Source organism: Mycolicibacterium aubagnense (genome assembly GCF_010730955.1).
GTDB classification, from domain to species: Bacteria; Actinomycetota; Actinomycetes; order Mycobacteriales; family Mycobacteriaceae; genus Mycobacterium; species Mycobacterium aubagnense.
This window is the reverse complement of record NZ_AP022577.1, coordinates 4918913-4942071: the sequence shown is the minus strand read 5'-3', so window position 1 is coordinate 4942071 and position 23159 is coordinate 4918913. Positions and strand designations below refer to the sequence as shown.

Sequence of the window (23159 nt, the reverse complement as noted above, 5' to 3'; positions counted from 1 at the left end):
TTTCTCCATCATGAACCCCGTCCAGCTGGGGTCGGCAGGTATTGGGGTTGGACGGGGTCGATCACATAGTGCTTGGTCGGCTTCCTGGACCTCCCGTATCACGGCACAGCTGACCCATTTCTTCAGCCTTCGTGATGGCGTTCCTGACGTCCTGAGTCTGGAATGCGATGGGTATCTGATCGGCCCTGCGAAGGGCTTGCAGATGGGTCTGGATGTTGCTCACAGCAGCGCCAGGGTTGGCCCTGACAAATTCACAGACAGACGCCATGAGAGCCTCGGCCTTATCCCGGCCCTGGGCTTGTTTTCGACTTCCGCTGCCCGTGAACGACAGGAGTCGGGTGTCTTCGTCGTAGCTGAGGCGGTCTTCATCAACAGCTACGTCCCGACCGATTGCACGCAGGTATCTGGACTTGTTGTCAGTGTCCAGCGTCAGGGTCACGATGGAGTCGGCCCAGTCCTCCAGCGCCGATGATCCCCGAACCCGGCCTTGATTCCCCCACCCCGCGTGGGCGGTAAGAATCAGCTCTCGAGCACCGGCCTCGTTGCGGGCAAATCGGTCTAGGTCCATGAGCCATGCCCCCACCTCCCCGGAGTCGTTCTGACTACTGCCCGTGTATGCCCCACTGAACGGGTCGACGATGACGACTTCGGCACCATGCTGGCGCAGCAGCTCTGCGAGAGCGGCACGATCTGCACTGTGCGTGAGCGGATTCCGCTGCCCACGCAAGTTGACCACCAGCAGTCTGTCGCCGGGAATCCCGACCTCAGCAGCCCACCTGCTCAATTGGCCACCAGAAACCTCGTAGTTGAGAATCGCTACCCGGCCAGACACTTTGCACGCCCAGAATGTGCCGAGGAATGGTTCCCCGGTCAGCAGGCTGCGAGCCATATTCAGCATGAGAGTTGTCTTGCCTGCCTTGCGCTGAGCCACCACCAGCATCGACCCGGCGCTCGGCAGCAATCCCTCAATGACGAATTGCTCCTGCATTGGCCGGGCAAGAATCTCATCGAGCAGGCCTGCATCGAAGCTGGAAGCTGGGCCTGCCTTCTCGGCGGTAAATCGCTTATGCGCCTCCTCCCGTACCCGCAAGCGGTGAATCTCACTTGCCACAGCCTGTTCGAGATCGCCTGCACAATCACTGGTGATGTCGGCAGTATGGCTGTGATCCCGCAGTTCCCCGCGGGTCTGCTCGTCGGTAAAGCTGGCCACCTTCGTGACAGCCCAGCGGAAGGCGCTGCCGACCTCGTCGTGGTGCAGTTCCCGAGGAACACCCGCTTGCAAGCACCAGTGCTCCAGCGCCTTCTCCAGGTGCTCCAGCGAGGCTTTGAGATCGTCCTCGGCGATGCATCCGAGGCGGTATGCGGCGGCTAGACGAACGGCGCAACTCATAGCCCACTGATGCCGCCCAGCTCGCGGACGATCGGACTCTTCGATCCAAGGGACGACCATCTCGACTACGTAGTGGCAGGGTCGCTTCGCCGAACTTCCAGCCCTCGGGGGGCGCAGACGATGGTCCCGGCCGCGGGGAGATCGGAAGCGATTTGAGGTCCAGCCCACTCGTCGAGGAACTCCTCGATACCGTCGACCGTGAGCGGGCCGCCGTCGCCGCGGACGGCGTACGCACGTACCGGTGCCGTCAAGTCTTTCCAGTTGGTCGTGTTGGGTGCTCGCAGGATGCGATCAAGGTTGAAAACCCCGTCGACGTTGGCCCCATGCTCCCGATTGGCCATCGCCTTCACCCAGCGACCGAACCTGCGCACCTCCCGGTATGCCCGTGCCCGTTTGGCAGCGTCGTCCAGTTCGCCGCCCTCAATGGTCCACAGGGGCTGCAGGCCGTGCCCGCTGTGAATCACCGCTGAAGGACGGCTTCCGATCAGGGCAGACATGGTGTCGACGAATGCAGCACACTCATCGAGGTCTCGAAACCCTGCGGGCTTGACGTCCAGGTCAGCCCAGAGCGCCGCCCAGCGCGCGACGTCACGTTCAATGCCGCGGCCCTGGCCATCCCGAGCCGGTCCGCGCGTTGGGTTCACCGAGAACCAGACATCGGCCTCTAGGGCCAGCTTGCCTACTGCTCTGCTGGCGTCGACCGACGCGACCACGCTGGTGGTGAACTGACCATCTACCGGCCTGTGGCACACCGCTGTGAACTCATCGTCGCCCCGATTCAGCGCGTCGAGCACCTCATCGACGGACAAGTGCTGCTGCGCAGTCGATGGACACAAGTTGTTCAAGTCGCCGACAGCCGACGAAGAATGATTGGTAGTACCTGTGGCAAGGGCTTCCTGGCGGGCCGTCTCGACGTTCACTGCGTCGGGGCGGCCTGTCCCACTCATTCGGCTTCCTTGCCAGTGATGTAGGTATCAGAAGTGGCGCACCCACGGGAGTCCGGCGAGGACTTGAGGCGTTCTAGCCAGGCCTCGACGGCCTTCCGCCGGTAGTAGAGCCGCCCCAGAATGATCCGACTCTCGGGCCAGTCAGGGTCGTCGCGACGATGGCGGCGAGCAGTACAAGGGGCGATGCCCCCGGCGTAATCGCGCCGAAATTCGATGTCAGCAATCCAGTCTCTGTCGAGCATGGTGCGCGCCTCCCAGGCGGCTAAGTAGATGGTCCATGGACCGGGCGGGAGCTGTGGCCCTACCAATTCATGGACTTCAGACGAGCGTCGTTGACCGGGTGCGCTCGGTGAAAATCCCGAAAACGTCACCGCGACCGGTATTGCACTTCATCCGCATGTCAGCTCGCGGCGACTGTGACAGGGCAGGTCGGTGTCGCCAGAGCTGGCCAGTGAGATGACCATCCAGCGGAAACACCCGCATACCTCGCAGGCGATCTGCACGGCCTGGTGACCATGCCGAGCGCGTCGGGTGTGCAGCACAGTGGGCGTCGTCGTGGTCATGGTGTGCCTGACGTCAATGCGGCAAACTCGGCGTCCAGATCGTCCACGGCGGGCCACAAGTCGCGAGGGCTATACCAGCCATCAGTCAGAGGGTCGTCGGTCGGCTCATCGAGCGCGACTCGGTAGATGACGCGGTCACCACCGACACCGTCCAAATGGAACCTCAGGTCAACCACAGTGCCGATGCCGTCGACACAGATACCGGCGATGGCGGCATGGACCCGATCACCGGGCCGGTACAGCAGCTCGGTCGACGACGGTAAGCCCAAGGCGTGGGCAACCGACGCGACCGGGGCGTCGACCATGCACTTGACGCAGTAGCCGACCCCTCGCGGGCAGCGGTACGCGACGAAATCGACAACGGTGTCACAGCCCCTGCAGAACGCAGGCAACTTCTTGCTCATGTAGTTTCCAGCCTTTTCCGAATTTGGGTGCAGTTGATCGCCGGAAATGCCGGTCGGCAGTCCCGTGAGTTCTGGCGGTGAGCTATTTAGGCGGCATCATGGCCGTGGCCCCGGTCTCCGAATTGTTCGTTTTCCCAAGCGATTACGTCAGCCAACCGGTACCGGGCATACCTGCCGAAGCGGGCATACCGGGGACCTTTTCCTGACATGCCCACTGGGCAAGCGTCGCGACTGGGATTCCTTGACGGCGAGCAACGTCCTCCCGCGATAGCCATACATTCCCAGGTTCAAACTCTGACATATGAGCAACCTCCAACGTTTGCCGATAGACTTCACCATACAGGAACACCCTCCGAAATAAACCTCTGACCTGCACGTATAGTTTCTGTATAGCAACGGCCTAGTGGATCTATAGTTTTGCTACAGCAGTTAGAACGGCTGTAGGGGCTCCACGAACGTCAGTGCCTAGCGCGACAATGAGACGCCGCAGATCCGAGCGGCGGAGCGAGGTGAAATTGATGGCAGGTAGGCCGCCGCTACGGATCGGCACGCACGGGCGGATCACCCGCTCAGCCCTCCCAGATGGCCGCTGGATGGCGAAATGCCGATACCGCGACGCCGACGGCATGACGCGCATCGTCCAGCGGTACGGGCCGACAGGAGACCGACACGGTCGGCTCGCCGAGGAGGCCCTTGCCGAGTACCTGGCCGCGCGCCGTGCACCCGGAGTCGGCGGCGAGATTACGCCCGCAACCAAAGTCGTAGTCCTATGCGAGGAGCACATCAATCGCCTGGAGGCCGACGGGAAGTCTCCAAACACCATCGAGACGTACAGGTCAGCGCTGGGCGGCCTGAAGAAGGTGATGGGCGGGGTGATGGTCGCCGAAGCAACCCCGGCACGACTGGACGCCGCGCTGCGGAAGTTCCGAGATGGCAGCGGGGCCGCGAAAGCTAAGCAGGCCAGGACGATCCTCAAGGGCGGACTCGATCTGGCCGTGATGGCCACAGTGCTGTCGACCAATCCCGTGCGTGACGTCCGCCCTATCGCTATCCCCGCGAAACCCAAGGGAGCCAACGCCCTCGACCGCGATCAGCTTCACGCTCTGTGGGTGAAGCTGCTGGAGTCGCCTGCATGCCGCAAGAAGGACCTGACCGATCCCATCATCATGTTCATCGCCACCGGCCTGCGCGAATCCGAGCTGTTAGCCCTGCGCTGGACCGACTACGACGTGGCGACCGGCACCATAGCGATCACCGGCAAAGTTCTGCGAGAGAAAGGCAAGGGCCTGCGCCGCGTGGATGTCACCAAGTCCGAAGCGGGTACGCGGGAGATAGCCCTACCAAATTCGCCCGAGACATGCTCGCCGCACGCCGGAAGCTGGGCTGGCTCGGAGAGCAGGAGATGATCTTCTCGTCGTCGGCCGGAACATGGCGCGACACCAAGAACTTCAACCGGCAGTGGCGAGAGGTCCGCGAGAATCTCTGCGTGCCGGGAGTTACCACCCACAGTTTCCGCAAGACGCTCGCGACCCTCATCGACGAGGAAGGGCTATCCGCGCGAGTCGGCGCGGACCATCTGGGCCACGCGAAAGTGTCGATGACACAGGATCGCTACATGGCACGAGGCAGGGTGCACAGGACTGTCGCAGACCTCATGGACCGCGCAATAAACGATGAATAAACGATGAATGCCCCCTCCCGAAGGAGGGGGCACCCTGTCTGAAGTGCGCCGTCAGGGTTTCGAACCCCGGACCCGCTGATTAAGAGTCAGCTGCTCTACCAACTGAGCTAACGGCGCGCGAGAGAGACATTAACAGCCCGATGGCTGCAGGGTGAAATCGTATGGTCAGCGCCGTTTTCAACGTCGTCACTGCGGGTAAGAGCACTGGGTCGAGACCCGCGACCACCACGCAACCGTACCGCGCTGTAGCCAACGTCACACCCCGAGAGGCCCGTCGGGTCCACCAGCCGGAAATCGGTGCGGGATTCGACCAGTCCGTCGCGCCACCGTTGCCAGCATTGCCGCGCCGCGTCCCGACATACCGTCAGCGCCGTCAATAGCGGCCCACGTCCAAGTATCGCGAAAAATCTGATGGACCTGCCATTTTGTGATGCGCCACGCAAAAATAGCGTTAGCTGAAAGCGTGCACGATGGTGTAGAAATATAAGTGACGACGCCTGGAGGGAGTTAGCTGATGACACCCATCGCCAGTGCCGCCTACGCAGCGCCCAGCACCGACGTTGTGACAGCAGCCGACGACACCCTGGTCATCGTCCATAACTGCACCCGGCTGGGCCGGGTCGCGAATCCTCCCCGCAGCTGGCTGCCAGGCTGGCTGACGCCGCGTCGAGGGAACTACAAAGGTCGGGTTATCCGCGGATCTTGCGGATAACCACCACCAGTACGACAACGCCGAGCCCGGCGAACGACGCGATCACCGCCGGCGGAGACGATCGCAATGGCCTTGGCCTTTACGTCGTCCGCCAGCCGCTGGGGATTTGCCCGCTCCGCGAGGGCGTCAACCGTCAACGCCAACTGATCGCGTGCACGATCGATTTCCTGCTTGATCTCGTCAGGATTCCGGTCAGCCACTTCAGCCCTCCAGCTCGCGTTGCTCCTTGGCGCTCTACCCTAGAGCAGCTTGCCGTAACAGCAACGCTTGGCCGACAGAAGGGACACCCCGGTGGCACCGACACCGCGACTCGAAGTGGGCGCCAAAGCCCCCGCATTCAGCCTGCCCGACGCCGACGGAAACACGGTGAAGCTGTCGGACTACAAGGGCCGCAAGGTCATCGTCTACTTCTATCCCGCGGCCTCGACACCGGGCTGCACCAAGCAGGCCTGCGATTTCCGCGACAGCCTGGCCGAACTCAACGAGGCCGGACTCGATGTCATCGGCATCTCCCCCGACAAGCCGGAGAAGCTCGCCAAGTTCCGCGACAACGAAGGATTGACCTTCCTGCTGCTGTCCGACCCCGAGCGCAAGGTGCTGAGCGCCTACGGCGCGTTCGGCGAGAAGACGATGTACGGCAAGACCGTGCAGGGCGTCATCCGGTCGACGTTCCTCATCGACGAGAAGGGCAACGTCGAGGTCGCGCAGTACAACGTCAAGGCGACGGGCCACGTGGCGAAGCTGCGCCGGGACCTGTCCGTCTGACCACCCGCGTCGTCGCCGGTTCCTGGCTCGGCGAGCCCTGAGCCAGGAACGGTGTGGCGACCGGCCCAACCACGCGTGACAGCTGCGTGGCCATTCGGCCAATCGTTGTGTTTATCAGTGTTCCGCAAACAGCCGCAGATACGTTCAGGTGCAAGACTTTTGGCGTGACGCACAACATCCACATCCGCACTGTCGACAGCAGCATTCGCTACCCCCAGGCGCTGAGCTATGGCGAGAAGGACCAGATTCTTTGGGTCCAGATCGGCGACGACGCCGACCATTCAGACACCATCTACTTCAGCCCGTCCTACTGGCAGCAGTACTCCGTGGACCCCCACAGTGAAGACCCGCTCGATCTGGACTTCGATGAGGACGAAGACGACGAGGACGAGGACGACGACGAGTAGAACGCCGGCGCCTGGGGGTACGACGTTTCGTACCCCCGGGCCACACCGGACCGGTCGGGTGCCGACTTCGGTCACCGTGGCGCCCCGCTCTGGCACACTCGACCCGTGGCCGCGCCTGACGTCCGTTTTCGCCGCCTCGCCGAACAGGTGGCCGACGAGTTGCGCCGGCGCATCCTCAGCGGCGATCTCGCCGACGGCAGCGTGCTACCCACAGAAGACGAGCTGCTGGTCCAGTTTCCGATCAGCAAGCCGTCGCTGCGCGAGGCCATCCGCATCCTGGATGCCGAAGGACTGCTCAGCGTCCGGCGCGGCAAGCTTGGCGGATCGGTGGTCCACCGTCCCAGTGCGAGCAATGTGGCGTACACGATGGGCTTGGTGCTCGGCGCGAACCAGGTGAGCCTGGGCGACGTCGGCGCCGCCCTGCAGCAGGTGGAACCGGCCTGCGCGGCACTGTGCGCCGGGCGCACTGACCGCAAGACCGCCGTGGTGCCGATACTTCGGCAGCTTCACGCCGAGTCGGTGGCATCTGTCGAAGATCTCGTTCTGGCGACTTCCGCCAGTCGGCGGTTCCACGAGGCGCTGGTGCAGCACTGCGGCAACGAAACGATGATCATCCTCGCCGGGGCACTAGAGGCGCTCTGGTCGTCGCACGAGCTGAGCTGGTCGCGGCAGTTCACCGACCACGGCAGCATCCCCGTCGACGAGCGCCGGGCTGCGCTGGATGAGCACCGCACGCTGATCGACGCCATCGAGGCCGGTGAGGCTGAACGGGCACGTGAATTGGCTGCCACGCACCTCCTCGGCGCCCAGCACTACCCGGGGTCGGCCGGGGTGGTCGACCCCGCCATGGTGCGCACGCGCACCCGATCTTCGTGAATCCTTGACAACGCACACCCTTATTTTCATATGATTTGAAAATGTGGCCGGCAAAGGCGACGACCATGGAAACCGCGGGAGTCACGAGATCGCCCGCATTCACCGCCGAGGACGTGGCGCGCTTCTACGCCAACGGCTGGTGGACCGCCGCCACGATCTCGGATGCCGTCCGCGCCAACGCGATTCACACCCCCGACCGCACCGCATATGTGGACCATCCGAACCGGTCGCTGACCTGGCGTGAATTCGATTCCGCCGCAACCGCTTTGGCCGGCGAGCTGGCGGTCATGGACGTTCGCCCGGGTACCGGATCGCGGTGTGGCACGGCGACACCACGGCAATCCACGTGCTGTTCGTCGCGATCGAGCGGTGCGGCGCGGTGGTGGTCGGCGTCGGCGCACGTGCGGGAATCCGCGAGGTGACGGCGATTCTGCAGGGCGCGCAACCACAGCTGCTGCTCACCGATCCCCCGCGCCAGGATCAGGCCCAGACCGTGGCCACTGCCATCGGCTGCCCGGTCCTGACGCTGGACGACCTCTCCCTGGGTACCGACGCCGCCGACCTGAGCCCCGATGCGCGGCTCGGTCCCGACGACGTCTTCCTCATCAACTCGACGTCGGGGACCACCGGGCTGCCCAAATGCGTCGTGCATACGCAGAACCGTTGGTATTACTTCCACCAGCAGGCCGTCGCCAACGGACTGCTCGCTTCTGACGACGTGTTCCTTCCCGTCATCCCGACCCCGTTCGGTTTCGGGCTGTGGACCACCCACATCACCCCGATCCTGTTGGGCTCCACCGCCGTGCTGTTGGACCGCTTCACCGTGGCGGCGGCGTGCGCGGCCATCGAGCGGCACAAGGTCACCGTGTTGTGTTGTGTCAGTACTCAACTGACCATGATCATGGCGGACCCGGTCGCCCGCGAGTACGACCTGAGCTCACTACGGGTGGTGTTCACCGGTGGCGAAGCCCTGCCCTACCGGCCCGCGCACGATTTCGAAAAGCTCACCGGCGCAACGATTCTACAGTTCTACGGTTCCAACGAGACCGGCCTGCTCAGCGGCACCACGGTGCACGATTCCCTGGAGCACCGGCTGCGCACCGGAGGTCGGATCGTCGCCGACATGCAAGTGCGCCTGTTCGACGGCGACACCGACGTCACCGACACCGGCCGGGGACAGCCCGCCTGCCGCGGCCCGGCAACGAGTCTCGGCTACCTGGGTGGCACCGACCACGACAAGCTGTTCACCGCCGACGGCTGGATGCGGATGGGCGACATCTGCGAGATCGACGCCGACGGCTATCTGAGTGTGACGGGCCGCACGTCCGACTTCATCGTGCGCGGCGGCAAGAACATCAGCGCTGCGCAGGTCGAGGACGTCGTCATGATGCATCCGGCGGTCGGCCTTGCCGCCGCGGTGGCCATGCCTGATCCGGTATTCGGTGAAAAGGTCTGCGTCTACGTCGAATTGATCGACGCGGCGGCGCTGGAGCTCGGCGAGCTGTGCACGCACCTTCTGGCGTTGGACGTGTCGAAAGAACTGCTGCCCGAACGGTTGATCGTCGTCGATGAGTTGCCCCGTTCCTCGGGTGGCAAGGTCGCCAAAGGCCGACTGCGCGAAGACATTCGAGCCCGGATGGGAGACGGACATGACCGCAGCTGAAAACCGCGCCGCGGCGGACTGGAGGTCTGGGCACCCTCGGTGACGCCACCGATCGGCGTCGACCTCACCGACGAACAGGCCATGGCCGTCGCCTTCCGCCACCTTGCGAGCATCGGGTTCGCGGAGAACCTGGCCGGGCACATCACCTGGCAGCCCGACGGCCGGGCCGAGATGTACGTCAACCCATGGGGCCTGTGGTGGCAGGAGGTCACGGCCTCCGACATCTGTGTGGTCGACGAGAACGCTCGCGTGCAGCGGGGCCGCTGGGACGTCACCCCGGCCATCCACATCCACACCGAGCTGCACCGCGTCCGCCCGGATGCGCGCGTGGTGATCCACAACCACCCGTACTACGTCTGCGTGCTCGCCGCGTTGGGCCGGCTACCCGAGCTGGTACACCAGACCGGATCGCTGTTCCTCGACGACCTCTGCCTGGTCGACGAGTATGACGGTGAGGTCGACAGTCGCTCGCGTGCAGCAGAATTGGCCGCCCGAATCGGAACCGCGAACCTGACCATCCTGGCCAACCACGGGGTCATCGCCACCGGCCGCAACCTGGCCGAGGCGGTGTACCGGGCCGCCTCCATCGAGCGGGTCTGCAAGCTGGCCTACGACGTGTTGCTGACCAACCTGAAGCCGGCCGAGATGAAATGGTCCGACATGGTCGGTATGAAGGCCTCCCTGATCGAGCGCGCGGCCGACGTGTACTGGGCCGGCGCGGCCCGCATGACCATCAAATCCGATCCGTCCGTTCTGCAGTAAAGGCGTTGTTACGACATGGAATCCATCGACGAGCTGGCCGCGAACCTCGACTTCACCGTCGCCAAGACGGGTGCGGACCGCACCGTCACGCTGCTGCCCGACCCGCCGCGCGCCCCGCGCCGGTACACCGTGATCTCGGTGGACGACCACATCGTCGAACCTCCTGACACCTTCACCGGACGACTGCCGAGCAAGTTCGCCGACCGGGCGCCACGCGTGGTCGACACCGACAACGGCGGCCAGACTTGGGTCTACGACGGCAAAGAACTGCCCAACGTCGGGTTCAACGCGGTGGTCGGCCGGCCGGTGTCCGAATACGGCTTCGAACCGGTCCGGTTCGACGAGATGCGCCGGGGTGCTTGGGATATCCATGAACGCGTCCGGGACATGGACCTCAACGGGTGTACGCCTCGCTGAACTTCCCGTCGTTCCTGCCCGGGTTCGCCGGCCAGCGACTGCAGCAGGTCACCACCGACCGCGACCTGGCGATGGCCTCGGTGCGGGCCTGGAACGACTGGCACTTCGACGTCTGGGCCGGCTCGTACCCGGACCGAATCATCCCCGCCAGCTGCCGTGGCTGCTGGACCCCGAAGTGGGCGCCAAGATGATCTACGAGAACGCCGAACGTGGTTTCCACGCCATGACTTTCAGCGAGAACCCGGCGATGCTGGGACTGCCGACCATCCACTCGGGGTACTGGGATCCGATGATGGCGGCGTGCGCCGAGACCGGCACGGTCGTCAACCTGCACATCGGGTCGTCGGGCTCCTCCCCGTCCACCACCCTGATGCGCCGCCGGACGTGCAGGGCGTGCTGTTCTTCGCCTACGCGATCTCAGCGGCGGTGGATTGGCTGTATTCCGGTCTGCCCAGCCGGTTTCCAGACCTCAAGATCTGTCTATCCGAGGGCGGTATCGGCTGGGTCGCCGGACTGCTGGACCGGCTGGACCACATGCTCAGCTATCACTCGATGTACGGCACCTGGGACCGGCTGGGCGAGAAGCTCACTCCGGCCGAGGTTTTCACCCGCAACTTCTGGTTCTGCGCCGTGGAGGACCAGTCGTCGTTCGTGCAGCGTGACCGCATCGGTGTCGACAACATCATGCTCGAGGCCGACTACCCGCACTGCGATTCGACCTGGCCGCACACCCAGGCGACCATCCACGACGAGATCGGCAGTCTGCCCGCCGACGTGATCCGAAAGATCACCTGGGAGAACGCTTCTCGGCTCTACCAGCACCCGGTTCCGGAGTCGGTTCAGCGCGATCCCGAGTCCTTCTGACCGACTGATCAGCGTCGCGCAGCCCCTCACCTCGACATCTTCGAGCCAGACCTGTCGCAAATCGTGACATTGTCATCCGATGATGACGAGTCCAGATCGAACATGGCACAGCGAGACTCGCATCGGATGTGCACACAGCCAGCGGATCTCGGCGGATCCATGGTCCCCGCGCACATTCGGGTCGGCAGGCGACGCAGGTGCGACGACGGCTGCCACACCTGCACTGCAATAACGTCCTAGCGCGCAAGCGCGTCCAAGAGCAGCGCCTCAGAGATTGCGGCCTTCTCCAGCACGCCGAGGTGCAAGCTCTCGTTGACGCTGTGCGCCTGCGTGCCGGGGTCCTCGACGCCGGTCACCAGAATCGTTGCGTCGGGGAATGTCTCGGCGAACTCGGCGATGAACGGGATCGACCCACCCATTCCCATGTCCACCGGCGCGGTCCCCCACGCTTGTGTGAACGCCGACCGGGCCGCGTCGTACACCGGGCCGCTGGCGTCGATGGCGTACGGCTGGCCAACGTCACCGGGCGTGACGGTGACGCGCGCGCCCCACGGAGCGTGGCTCTCCAGATGCCGGGTCAAGGCGGCCAGGTGTGCCAGCGCGTTCCCGCCCGGCGCGACCCGCATACTGACCTTGGCCCTCGCCCGCGGAATCAGCGTGTTCGACGCCTTGGCGATCGACGTGGTGTCGATGCCGATGACAGTGATCGCCGGCTTGGCCCAAAGTCGTTGCACCACAGAGCCGGAACCGATCTGCTGCACGCCGTCGAGCATGCCGGTCTCGGTCGCCACCCACTCCGGACCCCGGTCGACGTCGGCCGCGGTGCCCTCGTAGAGCCCTCGACCGCGACGTTGCCGTCGTTATCGTGCAACGTCGCCAACAGCCGCACGAGAGCACTCAGCGCATCGGGCACCACGCCACCCCACAGCCCGGAGTGCAGGCCGTGGTCCAGCGTCGCCACCTCGACGACGCAGTCGGCCAGGCCCCGCAACGACACCGTCAGCGCCGGAATCTCGGTGCTCCAGTTGTCCGAGTCGGCGATCACGATGACGTCGGCGGCCAGCAGATCCTTGTGCGCGCTCAAGAGCGCGCCCAGGGACGGCGAGCCCGATTCTTCTTCGCCCTCAACGAAAACCGTCACGCCGACGGGCGGATTGCCGCCGTGCGCCCGCATGGCCGCCAAGTGCACGGCGATACCGGCCTTGTCGTCGGCGCTGCCGCGGCCATAGAGCCGGCCGTCCCGCTCGGTCGGTTCGAAGGGAGCCGATTCCCACTGCGCGACATCGCCCTCAGGCTGCACGTCATGGTGCGCGTACAGCAGCACCGTCGGGGCGCCCTCGGGAGCGGGATGACGGGCGATCACGGCCGGGGCGCCGCCCTCCTGGACGATGTGGACCTCACCGAAACCTGCCTCGGACAACAGCTTTGCGGTCAGCGCGGCGCTGCGGTGGACCTCGTTGTGCCGCGCCGGGTCGGCCCACACCGACTGGATGCGGACCAGGTCCTCCAGGTCGGCACGCACCGACGGCAGCACCTCACGGACAGCGGCGACGAGATCACTCATGCGCCCAAGGCTAATAGCTCGCGAGCGTGCGCGTCTGCGAGCAACACGCCGCGCTGGGCGTACATTCTGCGCACATTCGCGGCCGGCCAGCGCGCGCAAAATGACCGCGCAATACGGCGTGTCGGGGACAAACACGCACGCTCGCGGCAGAAGGAAAAGGAGGAAAAAGGGGCCTAGTCCTGCTCGAGGATCGCGACCGCCGCCGCGGTGTCGCCCTCGTGGGTCAGCGACACGTGGATGGCCACGCCCTTGAGGTGCTCGGCGATCTCGCCGGACAGCCGCACCTTGGGCCGGCCCCACATGTCGGTGACGACCTCGATATCGCGGTGAATGCCCTCGGGCAGCACCGGACGCTTCGAGAACCGCGAGCCCGACCACGCCTTGATCACGGCCTCCTTGGCCGCCCAGCGGGCCGCCAGGTGCCGTGCCGCCGACGAACTCTTGTCGGCGGCGTCACGGCGTTCACCTGGGGTGAATGTCTCCGCGAAGACGGTGCCCGGCTGGTCGACCTGCTCGGCGAAATCCGGAATCGAGACCAGGTCGATGCCCACGCCCAGGATGCTCATGGGCAACAACCTAGCCTGTCGAATCCGCGCACTGCGCGACGGCTCACGACCGGGCGTACCAGCCGTCTTCGCCCAGGCGCGCATCGGCGTCGAGCAGCATGTCGGCTTCCTGACGCTTCTCCGGCGCGTCGTGGTTGAAGCGACGGTCGGCCGGCTTCTCGTACAGCGCACGCCCACCGGCGATGGCCGACGCCAGCCGGTGCTGACCGGCCAGCACCCGCTCACCGGCGCGGCGCAGGTAGTCCTCACGCTCTGCCGGATCGAGGGCCGCCACCAGCGCCTGCGGGTGCACCAGAGCGATGAGGCCCGACACGTGACCGAAGCCGAGGCTGGTCACCAGACCGGCCTTGATCGGCAGGCGGTCGCCGAACTTCAGTGCCTCTCGCACCCACACGAAGTGTTGTGCGTTGGCCAATTCGTCGTCGACGCAGTCCAGGCTGCGGTTCGGCGGGATGACGCCGTCGCGCAGCACCTGGCACAGACCCAGCATCTGGAACGCCGCGGCGCCACCCTTGCTGTGTCCGGTCAGGCTCTTCTGGCTGACGATGAAGAGCGGGTTGCCCGGGGACCGGCCCATCGAGGCGGCGAGCCGCTCGTGCAGCTCGGTCTCGTTGGGGTCGTTGGCCAGCGTCGAGGTGTCGTGCTTGGAGATCACCGCGATGTCGTCCGGGGTGACGCCCAGCTTGGCGAGGTCGCGCACCAGCTGCGACTGGCGGCCACCGCGGCCGGCACCGAGAGCACCCAGACCCGGAGCCGGGATCGAGGTGTGCACACCGTCAGCGAACGACGACACGTAGGCGACGACGGCCTGGATGGGCAGACCCATCTTGACCGCGAGGTCACCGCGGGCCAGCAGGACGGTGCCACCGCCCTGGCCTTCGACGAAGCCGAGACGACGACGGTCGTTGGCGCGCGAGAACTTCGAGTCGCTGATGCCACGGGCCCGCATCATCGCGGTCTCGGCAGTGGCCGACATGTCGCCGAAGCCGATGATGGCTTCCAGCGTCAGGTCGTCATACCCGCCGGCGACCACGAATTCGGCCTTGCCCAAACGGATCTTGTCGACACCTTCTTCGACCGACACCGCGGCGGTGGCGCACGCGCCGACCGGGTGGATCATCGCGCCGTAGCTACCGATGTACGACTGCACGACGTGACCGGCGAAGACGTTCGGCAGGACTTCCTGCAGGATGTCGTTCGGCTTGTTCCGGCCCAGCAGGTTGCCGTGGTACATGGTCTGCATCGAGGTCATGCCGCCCATGCCGGTGCCCTGCGTGGAGGCGACGAGGCTCGGGTGCACCCAGCGCATCAGCTCTTCGGGCGAGAAGCCGGCCGACAGGAATGCGTCCACGGTGGTGACCAGGTTCCACAGTGCCAGGCGGTCGATCGAGCTGGCCATGTCCGGCGTGACGCCGTAGACCTGCGGGTCGAAGCCGGTCGGCACCTGGGCGCCGACGGTCCGCGACAGCTCAACCTTGCGCGGCACGCGGATCTCGGTACCGGCCTTGCGGGTGACCTGCCAGTCGCTGCTGCCCGGCACCGGCGCGATGACGGTGTGCTCCGGATCGAACTGGTGGAACGCGCGGGCGTCGGCCTCGGCGGACACGACGAAGGAGAAGTCCTTGTCGAGGAACACCGAAACCAGCAGCGGCGACGCGTGATCGGAGCCGAGGGCGCCGTCGTCCACCCACTGGCGGATGCCGACGCGCTCGAGCACGGTCTCGTGGTAGCGCTCGACCAGCTCGGACTCGTCGACCAGCTCACCGGTGTTGGTGTCATACCAGCCCGGCTTCGGGTCGTCTTCCCACTTGACCAGACCGGTGGTCCAGGCCAGCTCCAGGACGCCCGCGGCCGACAGCTCGCCGGAGACCTCCATTTCGAAGCGCGTGCGCGACGAGCCATACGGGCCGAGTTCGGCACCGGACACCAGCACGACCATGTCGGCCGGGTCGATGTCGAGGTCGGCCCACTCCGGAGCCGGCGCGGCCTGGTAGCCCCGCGGCGGCGACGGCAGTGCCGAGATGGTGCGAGCTGCGTCCTCGGCCTCATCTTCACCGACGGCAGCCTCGGCCACCATCTCCTCACGGGCCTTGGCGGCCAGTTCGGCCATGTCGAGCTCGATGTCGCCGAGGCCACCGGTCAGGTCGACCTGGATGGGCTCACGGGCGGCCGACACCTTGGCGTCGATGCTGCACAGGTTCAGCAGCATGGAAGCCATCTCTTCGGTGGTGTACGTGATGACACCGGCTTCCTCGACGGCACCCACGATGGCGTCGTTGTGGCCCATCAGACCAGTGCCCTTGGTCCAGCCGATCAGCGCGTGTGCCAGCGAAACTCGCCCGGACCACGAGGTTTCCGCCTTCCAGCGGGCGACGACCGCGTCCAGCGCAGCCTTCGACTCGCCGTAGGCACCGTCGCCACCGAACATGCCGCGGTTCGGGGAACCGGGCAGCACGACGTGCAGACGCGAGGCGATGTCACGCTCGGAGCCGATGTGCGAGAGCCCGCCGATGAGCCGCTGCACGGCCCACAGCAGCACCTTCATCTCCATCTCGGCGCGGGCGCCGGCCTCCGACAGGTCCCCGGCCACGCGCGGCGCGGCGAACGGGAACAGCAGCGTCGGGGTCTGCGCGTCCTTGAGGTGGATGGCCTTGGGGCCCAGGTTCTCGACCTGCTCGTTGCCGACCCAGTCGACCAGCGCGTCAATGTCGTTGTAGGAGGCCATGTTCGCGGGCACGACCCACAGCTGGGCACCGAAGCGGGCGTTGTCGCGGTACAGCGTCCGGTAGAACGCCAACCGGTCGTCGTCGAGACGCGATGTCGTGGCAATCACGCTGGCGCCACCGGCGAGCAGCTGGCCCACCACGGACGACGCGATCGAGCCCTTGGAGGCACCGGTCACGACCGCCACCTCATTGGCGTAGCGGCCCTTGTCCGGGTTCTCGGCACCGGCGGCGGCGCGGCCGTACAGCGCAGCGTGGAGCGTGCGGCCGGCGGCGAGCGCCTTGCCCTGCCACCAGCTGGCCTGCGTGGCCACGACATGTCCGGCACCTTCGAAGCTCTCGGAGAGCTTGGCCCAGTCGCGGTTGACGTCGTCGTCTTCCAGCAGCCAGATGCGCGCCAGGTCCTCACGGGCGCTGGCCCACCGGTCGTCGAACAGCACAGCCTTGCGGCCGTCGAACGACGGAGCCACCAAACGCGGCCAGTCCGAACCCAATTCGGCGGTCACGAGGTCGATCAGCTCGGAGTCGGTCGCGTCCGGCACCGACACCGGCGCCTGCAGACCCAGCTCGCTCAGGATCATCCGGGCGGCCCCGGCCAGCACACCGTTGGGGCCGGTGACCTTCTCGGCGAACTCGGTGAGTGCGGCCGAGTCGACCACACCGCCACCGGCACCGCCGGCGGACGGCAGCGACACGGCGATGCCCTTGCGCGCACCGACCGCGGCGACGGCCGCGTCGATGACCTTGTCGACGGCGCCCGCGTCAGCCAGCGCACCCGTGTGCAGGCCACCCATGTCGCCGCCGCGGACGCTGCTGCCCTCACGGGTGCCCAGCGCCACCTCGGCGGTGACGTGCTTGGCCCAGCCGGGGCCCAGTTCCCAGGCCTTGCTGACGCGCTCGGCGATGTACGCCGGACGCTTGCCCGAGGGGCCGAGCACCGTGCGCAGCTGGTCGTTGATCGCGTCGGACAGGACGGGACCGAACGGCTTGTAGGTACGGGCCAGCTTGGTGACCTGTCCCTTCAGGCCGGCCAGGTCCGCTTCCGCGGCACCGTCGATGGCGCCGAGGTTCAGCTCCGAACCCAGGTCGACGAGCAGCTGGTTGCGTCGCGACGACGCACCATCGGTGATCGACTCGATGGAGTCCAGCGGCTCGATCTGGTCGATGCGCATCTTCGCCGACAGCGCGATGAGCGCCATGGTGGCGTCGGCGGCGTCGTAGGTGATGTCGTCCGGACGGGGGCCACCAGTGGCGGCGGCCGGCGCGGCGGCGGAACCGGTGCTGCGGCAACGGCTTCCGCCGGCGCCTCCGCAGCGGCGGCCGGCGCGGCGGGCGCGTCGTCCTCTGGCTCCGGGTCGGTGTCGGTGGCGAACAGCACCGCGGCGTCGCGCTCGACGTTGAGCACCTCGGTGGTGTTGTGCGAGTACTCCGGGAGCTTCAGCGTGTTGGTGGCCAGACCGGCAACCGTCGGCGCGGTCTTGACACCGACCTCGACGAACCGCTCGACCCCGAGGCCGCCGGCGGCTTCCTCGATGAACAGCAGGTCCTGCGTCTCGATCCAGCGCACCGGGCTGGCGAACTGCCAGGCCAGCAGCTCGATGACGGTCTTGCGCATCAGCTCCGACGGGTTGTCCCGGCGCCAGGTGTCGTAGTCGGCGAGGATCTCGTCGAGCGGCTCGGCCGGCACCAGGTCGCGGATCTCCTGGATGAAGTCCTTGTCCAGGGTGAACGGCCGCGGCACCAGGTTCGGGATGTACTTGCCGACCAGCAGCTCCGGGTCCTGCCCGTGCGGCATGACGCGGTCCAGCGCACGGCGGAAGTCGGCGACACCGACCCGCAGCACCTCGGAGTGGAACGGCACGTCGATGCCGGGCACGAGGATGAACGACCGCTTGCCACCGCTGATTTCGCGACGACGCTCGATCTCGGCCTCCAGGGCCTCGAGGCCGCGGACGGTACCGGCGATCGCGTACTGCGAACCGCGCAGGTTGAAGTTCACGATCTGCAGGAATTCGCCGGTCTCTTCGGCGATCTGCGCGACGAAGTCGGTGACGTCGTCATCGTCGAGATCGATCTGCGACGGCCGGATGGCGGCCAGCCGGTAATCGGACCGGCCCTTGGCGTCACGCGGCACGATGTCGTGCATCTTGCTGCCGCGGTGGAACACCACCTCGAGCAGTGCCTCCAGCTCGTAAACGCCGGACACACAGGCCAGCGCGGTGTACTCACCGACGGAGTGGCCGCAGGCGATGGCGCCCTCGACGAAGGCACCCTGCTCGCGCATCTCGGCCACCTGGGCGGCCGCGACGGTGGCCATGGCCACCTGGGTGAACTGCGTCAGGAACAGCACGCCGTCCGGGTGGTTGTAGTGCACGCCGCTGGCGATGATGCTGGTCGGATTGTCCCGGACCAGGTGCAGCACCGAGAAGCCCAGGACGTCGCGGGTGAATTTGTCGGCCTTGTCCCAGACCTTGCGGGCGGCCTTCGAGCGGGCACGGACCTCCATGCCCATGCCCTTGTGCTGGATGCCCTGACCCGGGAACGCGTAAACCGTTTTGGGCGCGGCCAATTGGGCGGACGCGGCCATCACCAGTTCGCCGCCGACCTTCGCGGTGACCTCGATGATCTCGGCGCCGCGGTCGATGCCGACGCGGTCGACGCGGAACTCGATCTCGTCGCCGGGCAGCACCATGCCGAGGAAGCGCGAGGTCCAGCCGACCAGGCGGGCCGGCGGGGTGGCGCGGCCGTCGGTGGCGGTGACCACGTGCTGCGCAGCGGCGGACAGCCACATGCCGTGCACGATGGGCGATTTCAGGCCGGCCAGCAGCGCTGCGGCACGGTCGGTGTGGATCGGGTTGTGGTCGCCCGACACCACGGCGAAGGCGCTCATGTCGACCGGCGCGGTGACGGTGACATCGCGACGCCGACGACGCGGGGTCTCGGTGGCGTTGTCGGTGATGGCACCGCCGGCGCGGACCGGGTCGGTCAGCTCGGCAGCACCGCTGCGGCCGCGGATCGCGAATCGCTCTTCCAGGCGGGCCAGTTCGGTGCCGTCGGCGTCGGCGATGCTGACGGAGACCGGGACCACGCGGCCGACCTCGGTGTCGTACGCGGCGGAAGCCTTTGCGGTGACGGTCAATTCGGCCCGCTCGGTGGGCATCGGGGCCAGCAGGTGTGCGGCGTGGTCCAGGTGGACCAGGCTCAGCAGGCCTTCGACAACCGGGATGCCGTCGTCGGTGACAGCGGCGCCGATGACCGAGAACACCGCCGGCCAGCAGCGGCCGACGAGAGCGTCGGGCACCAGGGTCAGGCCCGGCGCCAGCGGGGCGCCGAAGGTGGCGGTGACGCCGGTGTGGTCGGCGACCTCTTCCGGGTCCCAGTCGGCGGTGACGGTAGCGACGTTGTCAGTGACGATCGGCAGGGCGTCGACGCCGTCGGCGCCCGCGGCGATGGCGAGCACGGCGCGCATCGCGGCCGAGGCGTCCTCGGTGGTGACGACGGGCATGCCGCCGTTGACGGTGGCGGCCGGCAGGGTGAAGCGGATCGCGATCCAGATGTCGGACAGCGGCACGTTCAGCACCACGGAGTCACCATCGAGCTCCAGCCGGGAGCCGGTGGAAGGGTGTGTGGCCGAACGGTTTTCGTTGACCTGCCATTCGCTCGGCGCGCCGATGCGGTGCACCGGGTTGATGGCGGTGCGGCCGGCCCACAGCACGTCGGGCGAGTCCAGGACGACGGCCAGCGGGCCGGTGATGTCGGCGCGGGCCTGACGGCGGGAGACGACCGGAACCGGCTTGACACCGGCTGCGAGCACCTCGTCGATGGCGGCCTGCTCGAAGCGGTCCAGCAGCTCGCCGACGGGCTCGTCGACCCGGGTGATGCCGGCGACGGCAGCGGTGCCGGGGATGACGCAGACCTGGTCGGCGTCGTAGCGGGCGTCGTGCGCCTGCCACAGCGAGTCGCTGCGCCACCAGCGGCGCACGTCCTTGTCGATGACCGGGACGAAGTTGACGGGCTTGCCCAGCGTCTTGCACAGCGTGACGAAGAACGGGACGTCCGCCGGGTGCAGGCGCAAGGTCTGCGCCTCGGGGTACCGGGCCAGCAGCTCGGCGATGGCGCGCTGCGGATCCTCAAGCAGCGCTTCACCTTCCGCGGTGGCCGGGAACAGCGTCTCGATGCGGCCGGCGTCGGCGGGGTTCAGGCGGGCCTCGGCGCGCTGCAACATCTCCTCGAAGCGGTCGCGCCAGGTGACGTCGAGCCACGGCGAGTGGTCGCGCTTGGTGTCGGCGGTGCTGCTGCCGTCCCCGATCGCGAGCTCGACGTAGCGCTGCAGCCACTGCTGGTAGGTCATGTCCGCGACGTCACCGAAGTACGGCTTGGCGGTGTTGGCCATCGCGGCGATGATCTCGTCGCGGCGTTCGGCGACGGCGTCGGCGTCACCGGCGACCTCGTCGAGCAGGCGGCCGCACCGCGACGCGGTGTTGTCGATCTCGTGGATGTCCGCACCCAGCTGGCTGCGGCCGGAAGCCATGCCGCCCTGGGCCTTACCGGCACCGACCCAGTGCTCGGTGCCCTTGGTGTCGACCAGCAGCTGCTTGACCTGAGGCGAGGTGGTGGCCTCGAGGGTGGCCATGGCGGCGGTGCCGACCAGGATGCCGTCGACCGGCATCAGCGGGAAGCCGTAGGTCTCGGCCCAGCGGCCGGACAGGTACTCGGCGGCGCGCTCGGGTGTGCCGATGCCACCGCCGACGCAGATGGTCAGGTTGGCCTGCTTACGCAGGTCCGAGTAGGTGCTGACGAGCAGGTCGTCGAGGTCCTCCCACGAGTGGTGGCCACCGGCGCGGCCGCCCTCGACGTGGACGATGATCTCCCGGTCCGGGACCTCTTCGGCGATCTTGATGACCGACTTGATCTGGTCCACGGTGCCCGGCTTGAACACCACGTTGGTGATGCCGATCTCGTGCAGTTCCTCGATCAGCGCAACAGCTTCTTCCAGCTCGGGAATGCCGGCGGTGACGACGACGCCGTCGATCGGGGCGCCCGACTGACGGGCCTTCTGCACGATCCGCTTGCCGCCCAGCTGCAGCTTCCACAGGTACGGGTCCAGGAACAGCGAGTTGAACTGGATGGCGCGGCCGGGCTCGAGCAGCTCGGTCAGCTCGGCGACGCGGCCCTCGAAGATCTCCTCGGTGACCTGACCGCCACCGGCGAGCTCGGCCCAGTGGCCGGCGTTGGCGGCCGCCGCGACGATCTTGGCGTCGACGGTGGTCGGGGTCATGCCCGCCAGCAGGATCGGCGAACGGCCGGTCAGGCGGGTGAACTTGGTGGACAGCTTGACGTCGCCGTTCGGCAGCTCGACGGCGGTCGGCGCGAAGCTGGACCACGCGGGCTGCACGACCGGCGCGGCACCGACGGTGAACAGCGAACGCTGGCCGGCGCGGGTGGCGGCGGGCACGATGCCCACGCCGAGGCCGCGGATGATGGGCGAGGTCAGGCGGGTGACGGTGTCGCTCGGCCCGAGGTCGATGATCCAGCGGGCACCGGCGTCGTGCATGCGCTCGACCTCGGCGACCCAGTCGATGGGCTTGACGAAGATGGCTTCGGTCATCGCGTGGGCCAGCTCGGTGTCGATGCCGCACTTGGCGGCCCAGCGGTCGACGACCTCGATGCCGTCGGCCAGGCGCGGGGTGTGGAAGCCGACCTCGACCTGCACGCCCTGGAACACCGGGCTGAAGACGGCGCCGCCGCGCAGCTTGTTCTTGCGCTCGGCCTCGTCCTTCTCGGTGATCTTGCTGCAGTACAGCTCGAAGCGGGCCAGCTGCTCCGGGGTGCCGGTGATGACGACGCTACGGCGGCCATTGCGGATGGACAGGACCGGCGGCAACACGGTGCGCACGTCCTTGGAGAAGTCCTCGAGCAGCTCGGCGATTCGCTCGGGGTCGACGTTGGTGACCGAGACCATCGGCGACTTGTCGCCACGGCCGACCATGCCGCGACGCCGCGACACGAGCGAGCCGGCGGCTCCGATGAGCTGGAGCAGCGCGAGGAGCTCGGCGTCGCGGGTGCCATTGGCCTTGAGCGCCTCGGCGGCGATGATGCCCTGCGAGTGGCCGGCGACCGCGACCGGCGGGGTGCCGGCCAGGTCCAGGCCCTGGCGCTGTACGGCGCGGATGGCGGCCATCTGGGCCAGCAGGATGCCGGGGCCGGAGATGGCGGCGGTGGTCAGCTGCTTGGCCGACGGCAGCGGCTCGTCAGCGGCGAGGGCGCGCACCCACTGCATGGGCTCGAAGCCGATGGGCCGGACGACGACGAGCTCGCGCGCGACGGGCTCCAGCAGCAGGGCCGCTTCGCCGACGATCTCGCTGAGCTCCGATTCGATACCGGCCGAGCTGACCAGCTCTTCGAGGTTTTCCAACCATGAGGCGCCCTGGCCACCGAACGCGACGGCGTACGGCTCGCCGGCATTGAGCAGGTCCACGAGAGCGTGAGCGCTCGCCGCCAAGGCCTCGGTGTTGCCACTGGTCACATTGCGGTGCTCATTGATCGTCACTACGTCTCTCCTCTTTGCCGCGCGAACCGGTCAGTGCTGCATGGTCTTGGTAGCCGGCCCTGGGGCGACGCGATGCGACGTCGGATCACGTCAGGCCCGTGCTACGCGTGGCGACCGAAGTCTTCGGGTGCCAAATGAGCCGGGCCGACTGCACTAAGAGTGTCATAAGACTCGCGGTATTTTTCGGCTGGAAATGGTTACCAACGAGTTCTACGGATGGGTAACCACCCGCCTGGGTAACACCGGCTCCCGAGACCGCCCACACCCAACAGGACAAACGTCCTGTTGGCGGCTGGTTACGGTCG

General features: G+C 66.8%; 13 protein-coding genes, 1 tRNA gene and 4 pseudogenes. 9 read left to right on the top strand and 9 right to left on the bottom strand.

The window, feature by feature from the left end:
* Positions 1–61: 61 nt before the first annotated feature.
* The 4 genes from G6N59_RS23675 to G6N59_RS23660 form a co-directional block, all read right to left on the bottom strand.
* Positions 62–1390: an AAA family ATPase gene (locus tag G6N59_RS23675; protein WP_163911652.1), complete on the bottom strand. Its 1329-nt coding sequence runs from the start codon at positions 1388–1390 to the stop codon at positions 62–64.
* Positions 1391–1455: 65 nt separating this feature from the next.
* Entirely contained in the window at positions 1456–2184 is a 729-nt protein-coding gene (locus tag G6N59_RS23670) for a hypothetical protein (RefSeq protein ID WP_163911649.1), read from the bottom strand.
* A gap of 149 nt (positions 2185–2333) precedes the next feature.
* Positions 2334–2579 carry a hypothetical protein gene (locus tag G6N59_RS23665; RefSeq protein WP_138229272.1) on the bottom strand — a complete coding sequence of 82 codons (246 nt, stop codon included), beginning with the start codon at positions 2577–2579 and terminating at the stop codon, positions 2334–2336.
* Between the two features lie 317 nt (positions 2580–2896).
* The gene (locus G6N59_RS23660; protein ID WP_138229271.1) at positions 2897–3304 is read right to left on the bottom strand and encodes a DUF7245 domain-containing zinc-binding protein; all 408 of its coding nucleotides are present in this window, start codon (positions 3302–3304) and stop codon (positions 2897–2899) included.
* Positions 3305–3930: 626 nt separating this feature from the next.
* Between G6N59_RS23660 and G6N59_RS23655 the strand changes: the two genes are divergently transcribed.
* Both G6N59_RS23655 and G6N59_RS23650 read left to right on the top strand, forming a co-directional pair.
* Positions 3931–4710 (top strand): site-specific integrase, encoded by a 780-nt coding sequence (locus G6N59_RS23655; protein WP_163911646.1) that lies wholly within the window; start codon positions 3931–3933, stop codon positions 4708–4710.
* Complete coding sequence (locus tag G6N59_RS23650; protein WP_163911644.1) at positions 4662–4985, top strand: tyrosine-type recombinase/integrase; 324 nt, start codon at positions 4662–4664, stop codon at positions 4983–4985. Before G6N59_RS23655 ends, G6N59_RS23650 begins: the two co-directional genes overlap by 49 nt.
* A 44-nt stretch (positions 4986–5029) precedes the next feature.
* On the opposite strand, the gene G6N59_RS23645 is transcribed toward G6N59_RS23650, so the two are convergent.
* Together G6N59_RS23645 and G6N59_RS23640 are read right to left on the bottom strand one after the other, a co-directional pair.
* Positions 5030–5102: transfer RNA gene (locus tag G6N59_RS23645), tRNA-Lys, on the bottom strand.
* A gap of 572 nt (positions 5103–5674) precedes the next feature.
* Positions 5675–5897: pseudogene (locus G6N59_RS23640) on the bottom strand (DUF3618 domain-containing protein).
* A gap of 91 nt (positions 5898–5988) precedes the next feature.
* Between G6N59_RS23640 and bcp the strand changes: the two are divergent.
* The 7 genes and pseudogenes from bcp (at position 5989) to G6N59_RS23610 (ending at position 11451) form a co-directional block, all read left to right on the top strand.
* Positions 5989–6462 (top strand): thioredoxin-dependent thiol peroxidase, encoded by a 474-nt coding sequence (bcp, locus tag G6N59_RS23635; protein WP_138229266.1) that lies wholly within the window; start codon positions 5989–5991, stop codon positions 6460–6462.
* Between the two features lie 164 nt (positions 6463–6626).
* Positions 6627–6869, top strand: coding sequence for a hypothetical protein (locus G6N59_RS23630; protein WP_071289697.1), 243 nt, complete (start codon positions 6627–6629; stop codon positions 6867–6869).
* 105 nt (positions 6870–6974) lie between these two features.
* On the top strand, positions 6975–7745 hold the full coding sequence (locus G6N59_RS23625; protein WP_138229265.1) for a FadR/GntR family transcriptional regulator: 771 nt from the start codon (positions 6975–6977) through the stop codon (positions 7743–7745).
* Between the two features lie 41 nt (positions 7746–7786).
* Entirely contained in the window at positions 7787–8167 is a 381-nt protein-coding gene (locus tag G6N59_RS31940) for a hypothetical protein (RefSeq protein WP_235678696.1), read from the top strand.
* Positions 8092–9408 carry a class I adenylate-forming enzyme family protein gene (locus G6N59_RS23620; protein ID WP_235678695.1) on the top strand — a complete coding sequence of 439 codons (1317 nt, stop codon included), beginning with the start codon at positions 8092–8094 and terminating at the stop codon, positions 9406–9408. Before G6N59_RS31940 ends, G6N59_RS23620 begins: the two co-directional genes overlap by 76 nt.
* A gap of 39 nt (positions 9409–9447) precedes the next feature.
* A complete protein-coding gene (locus tag G6N59_RS23615) occupies positions 9448–10170 on the top strand; it encodes a class II aldolase/adducin family protein (protein WP_235678694.1) in 723 nt (240 codons plus the stop codon).
* A 15-nt stretch (positions 10171–10185) separates the two neighbouring features.
* Positions 10186–11451 (top strand): annotated as a pseudogene (locus G6N59_RS23610) (amidohydrolase family protein).
* A gap of 236 nt (positions 11452–11687) precedes the next feature.
* On the opposite strand, the pseudogene G6N59_RS23605 reads toward G6N59_RS23610, so the two are convergent.
* The 3 genes and pseudogenes from G6N59_RS23605 to G6N59_RS23595 all read right to left on the bottom strand — a co-directional run bounded on the left by G6N59_RS23605 (position 11688) and on the right by G6N59_RS23595 (position 22854).
* A pseudogene (locus G6N59_RS23605) lies at positions 11688–13015 on the bottom strand (M20/M25/M40 family metallo-hydrolase).
* Between the two features lie 173 nt (positions 13016–13188).
* Positions 13189–13581 (bottom strand): holo-ACP synthase AcpS, encoded by a 393-nt coding sequence (acpS, locus tag G6N59_RS23600; protein WP_138229260.1) that lies wholly within the window; start codon positions 13579–13581, stop codon positions 13189–13191.
* A gap of 43 nt (positions 13582–13624) precedes the next feature.
* A pseudogene (locus tag G6N59_RS23595) lies at positions 13625–22854 on the bottom strand (fatty acid synthase subunit beta domain-containing protein).
* Between the last annotated feature and the right edge of the window lie 305 nt (positions 22855–23159).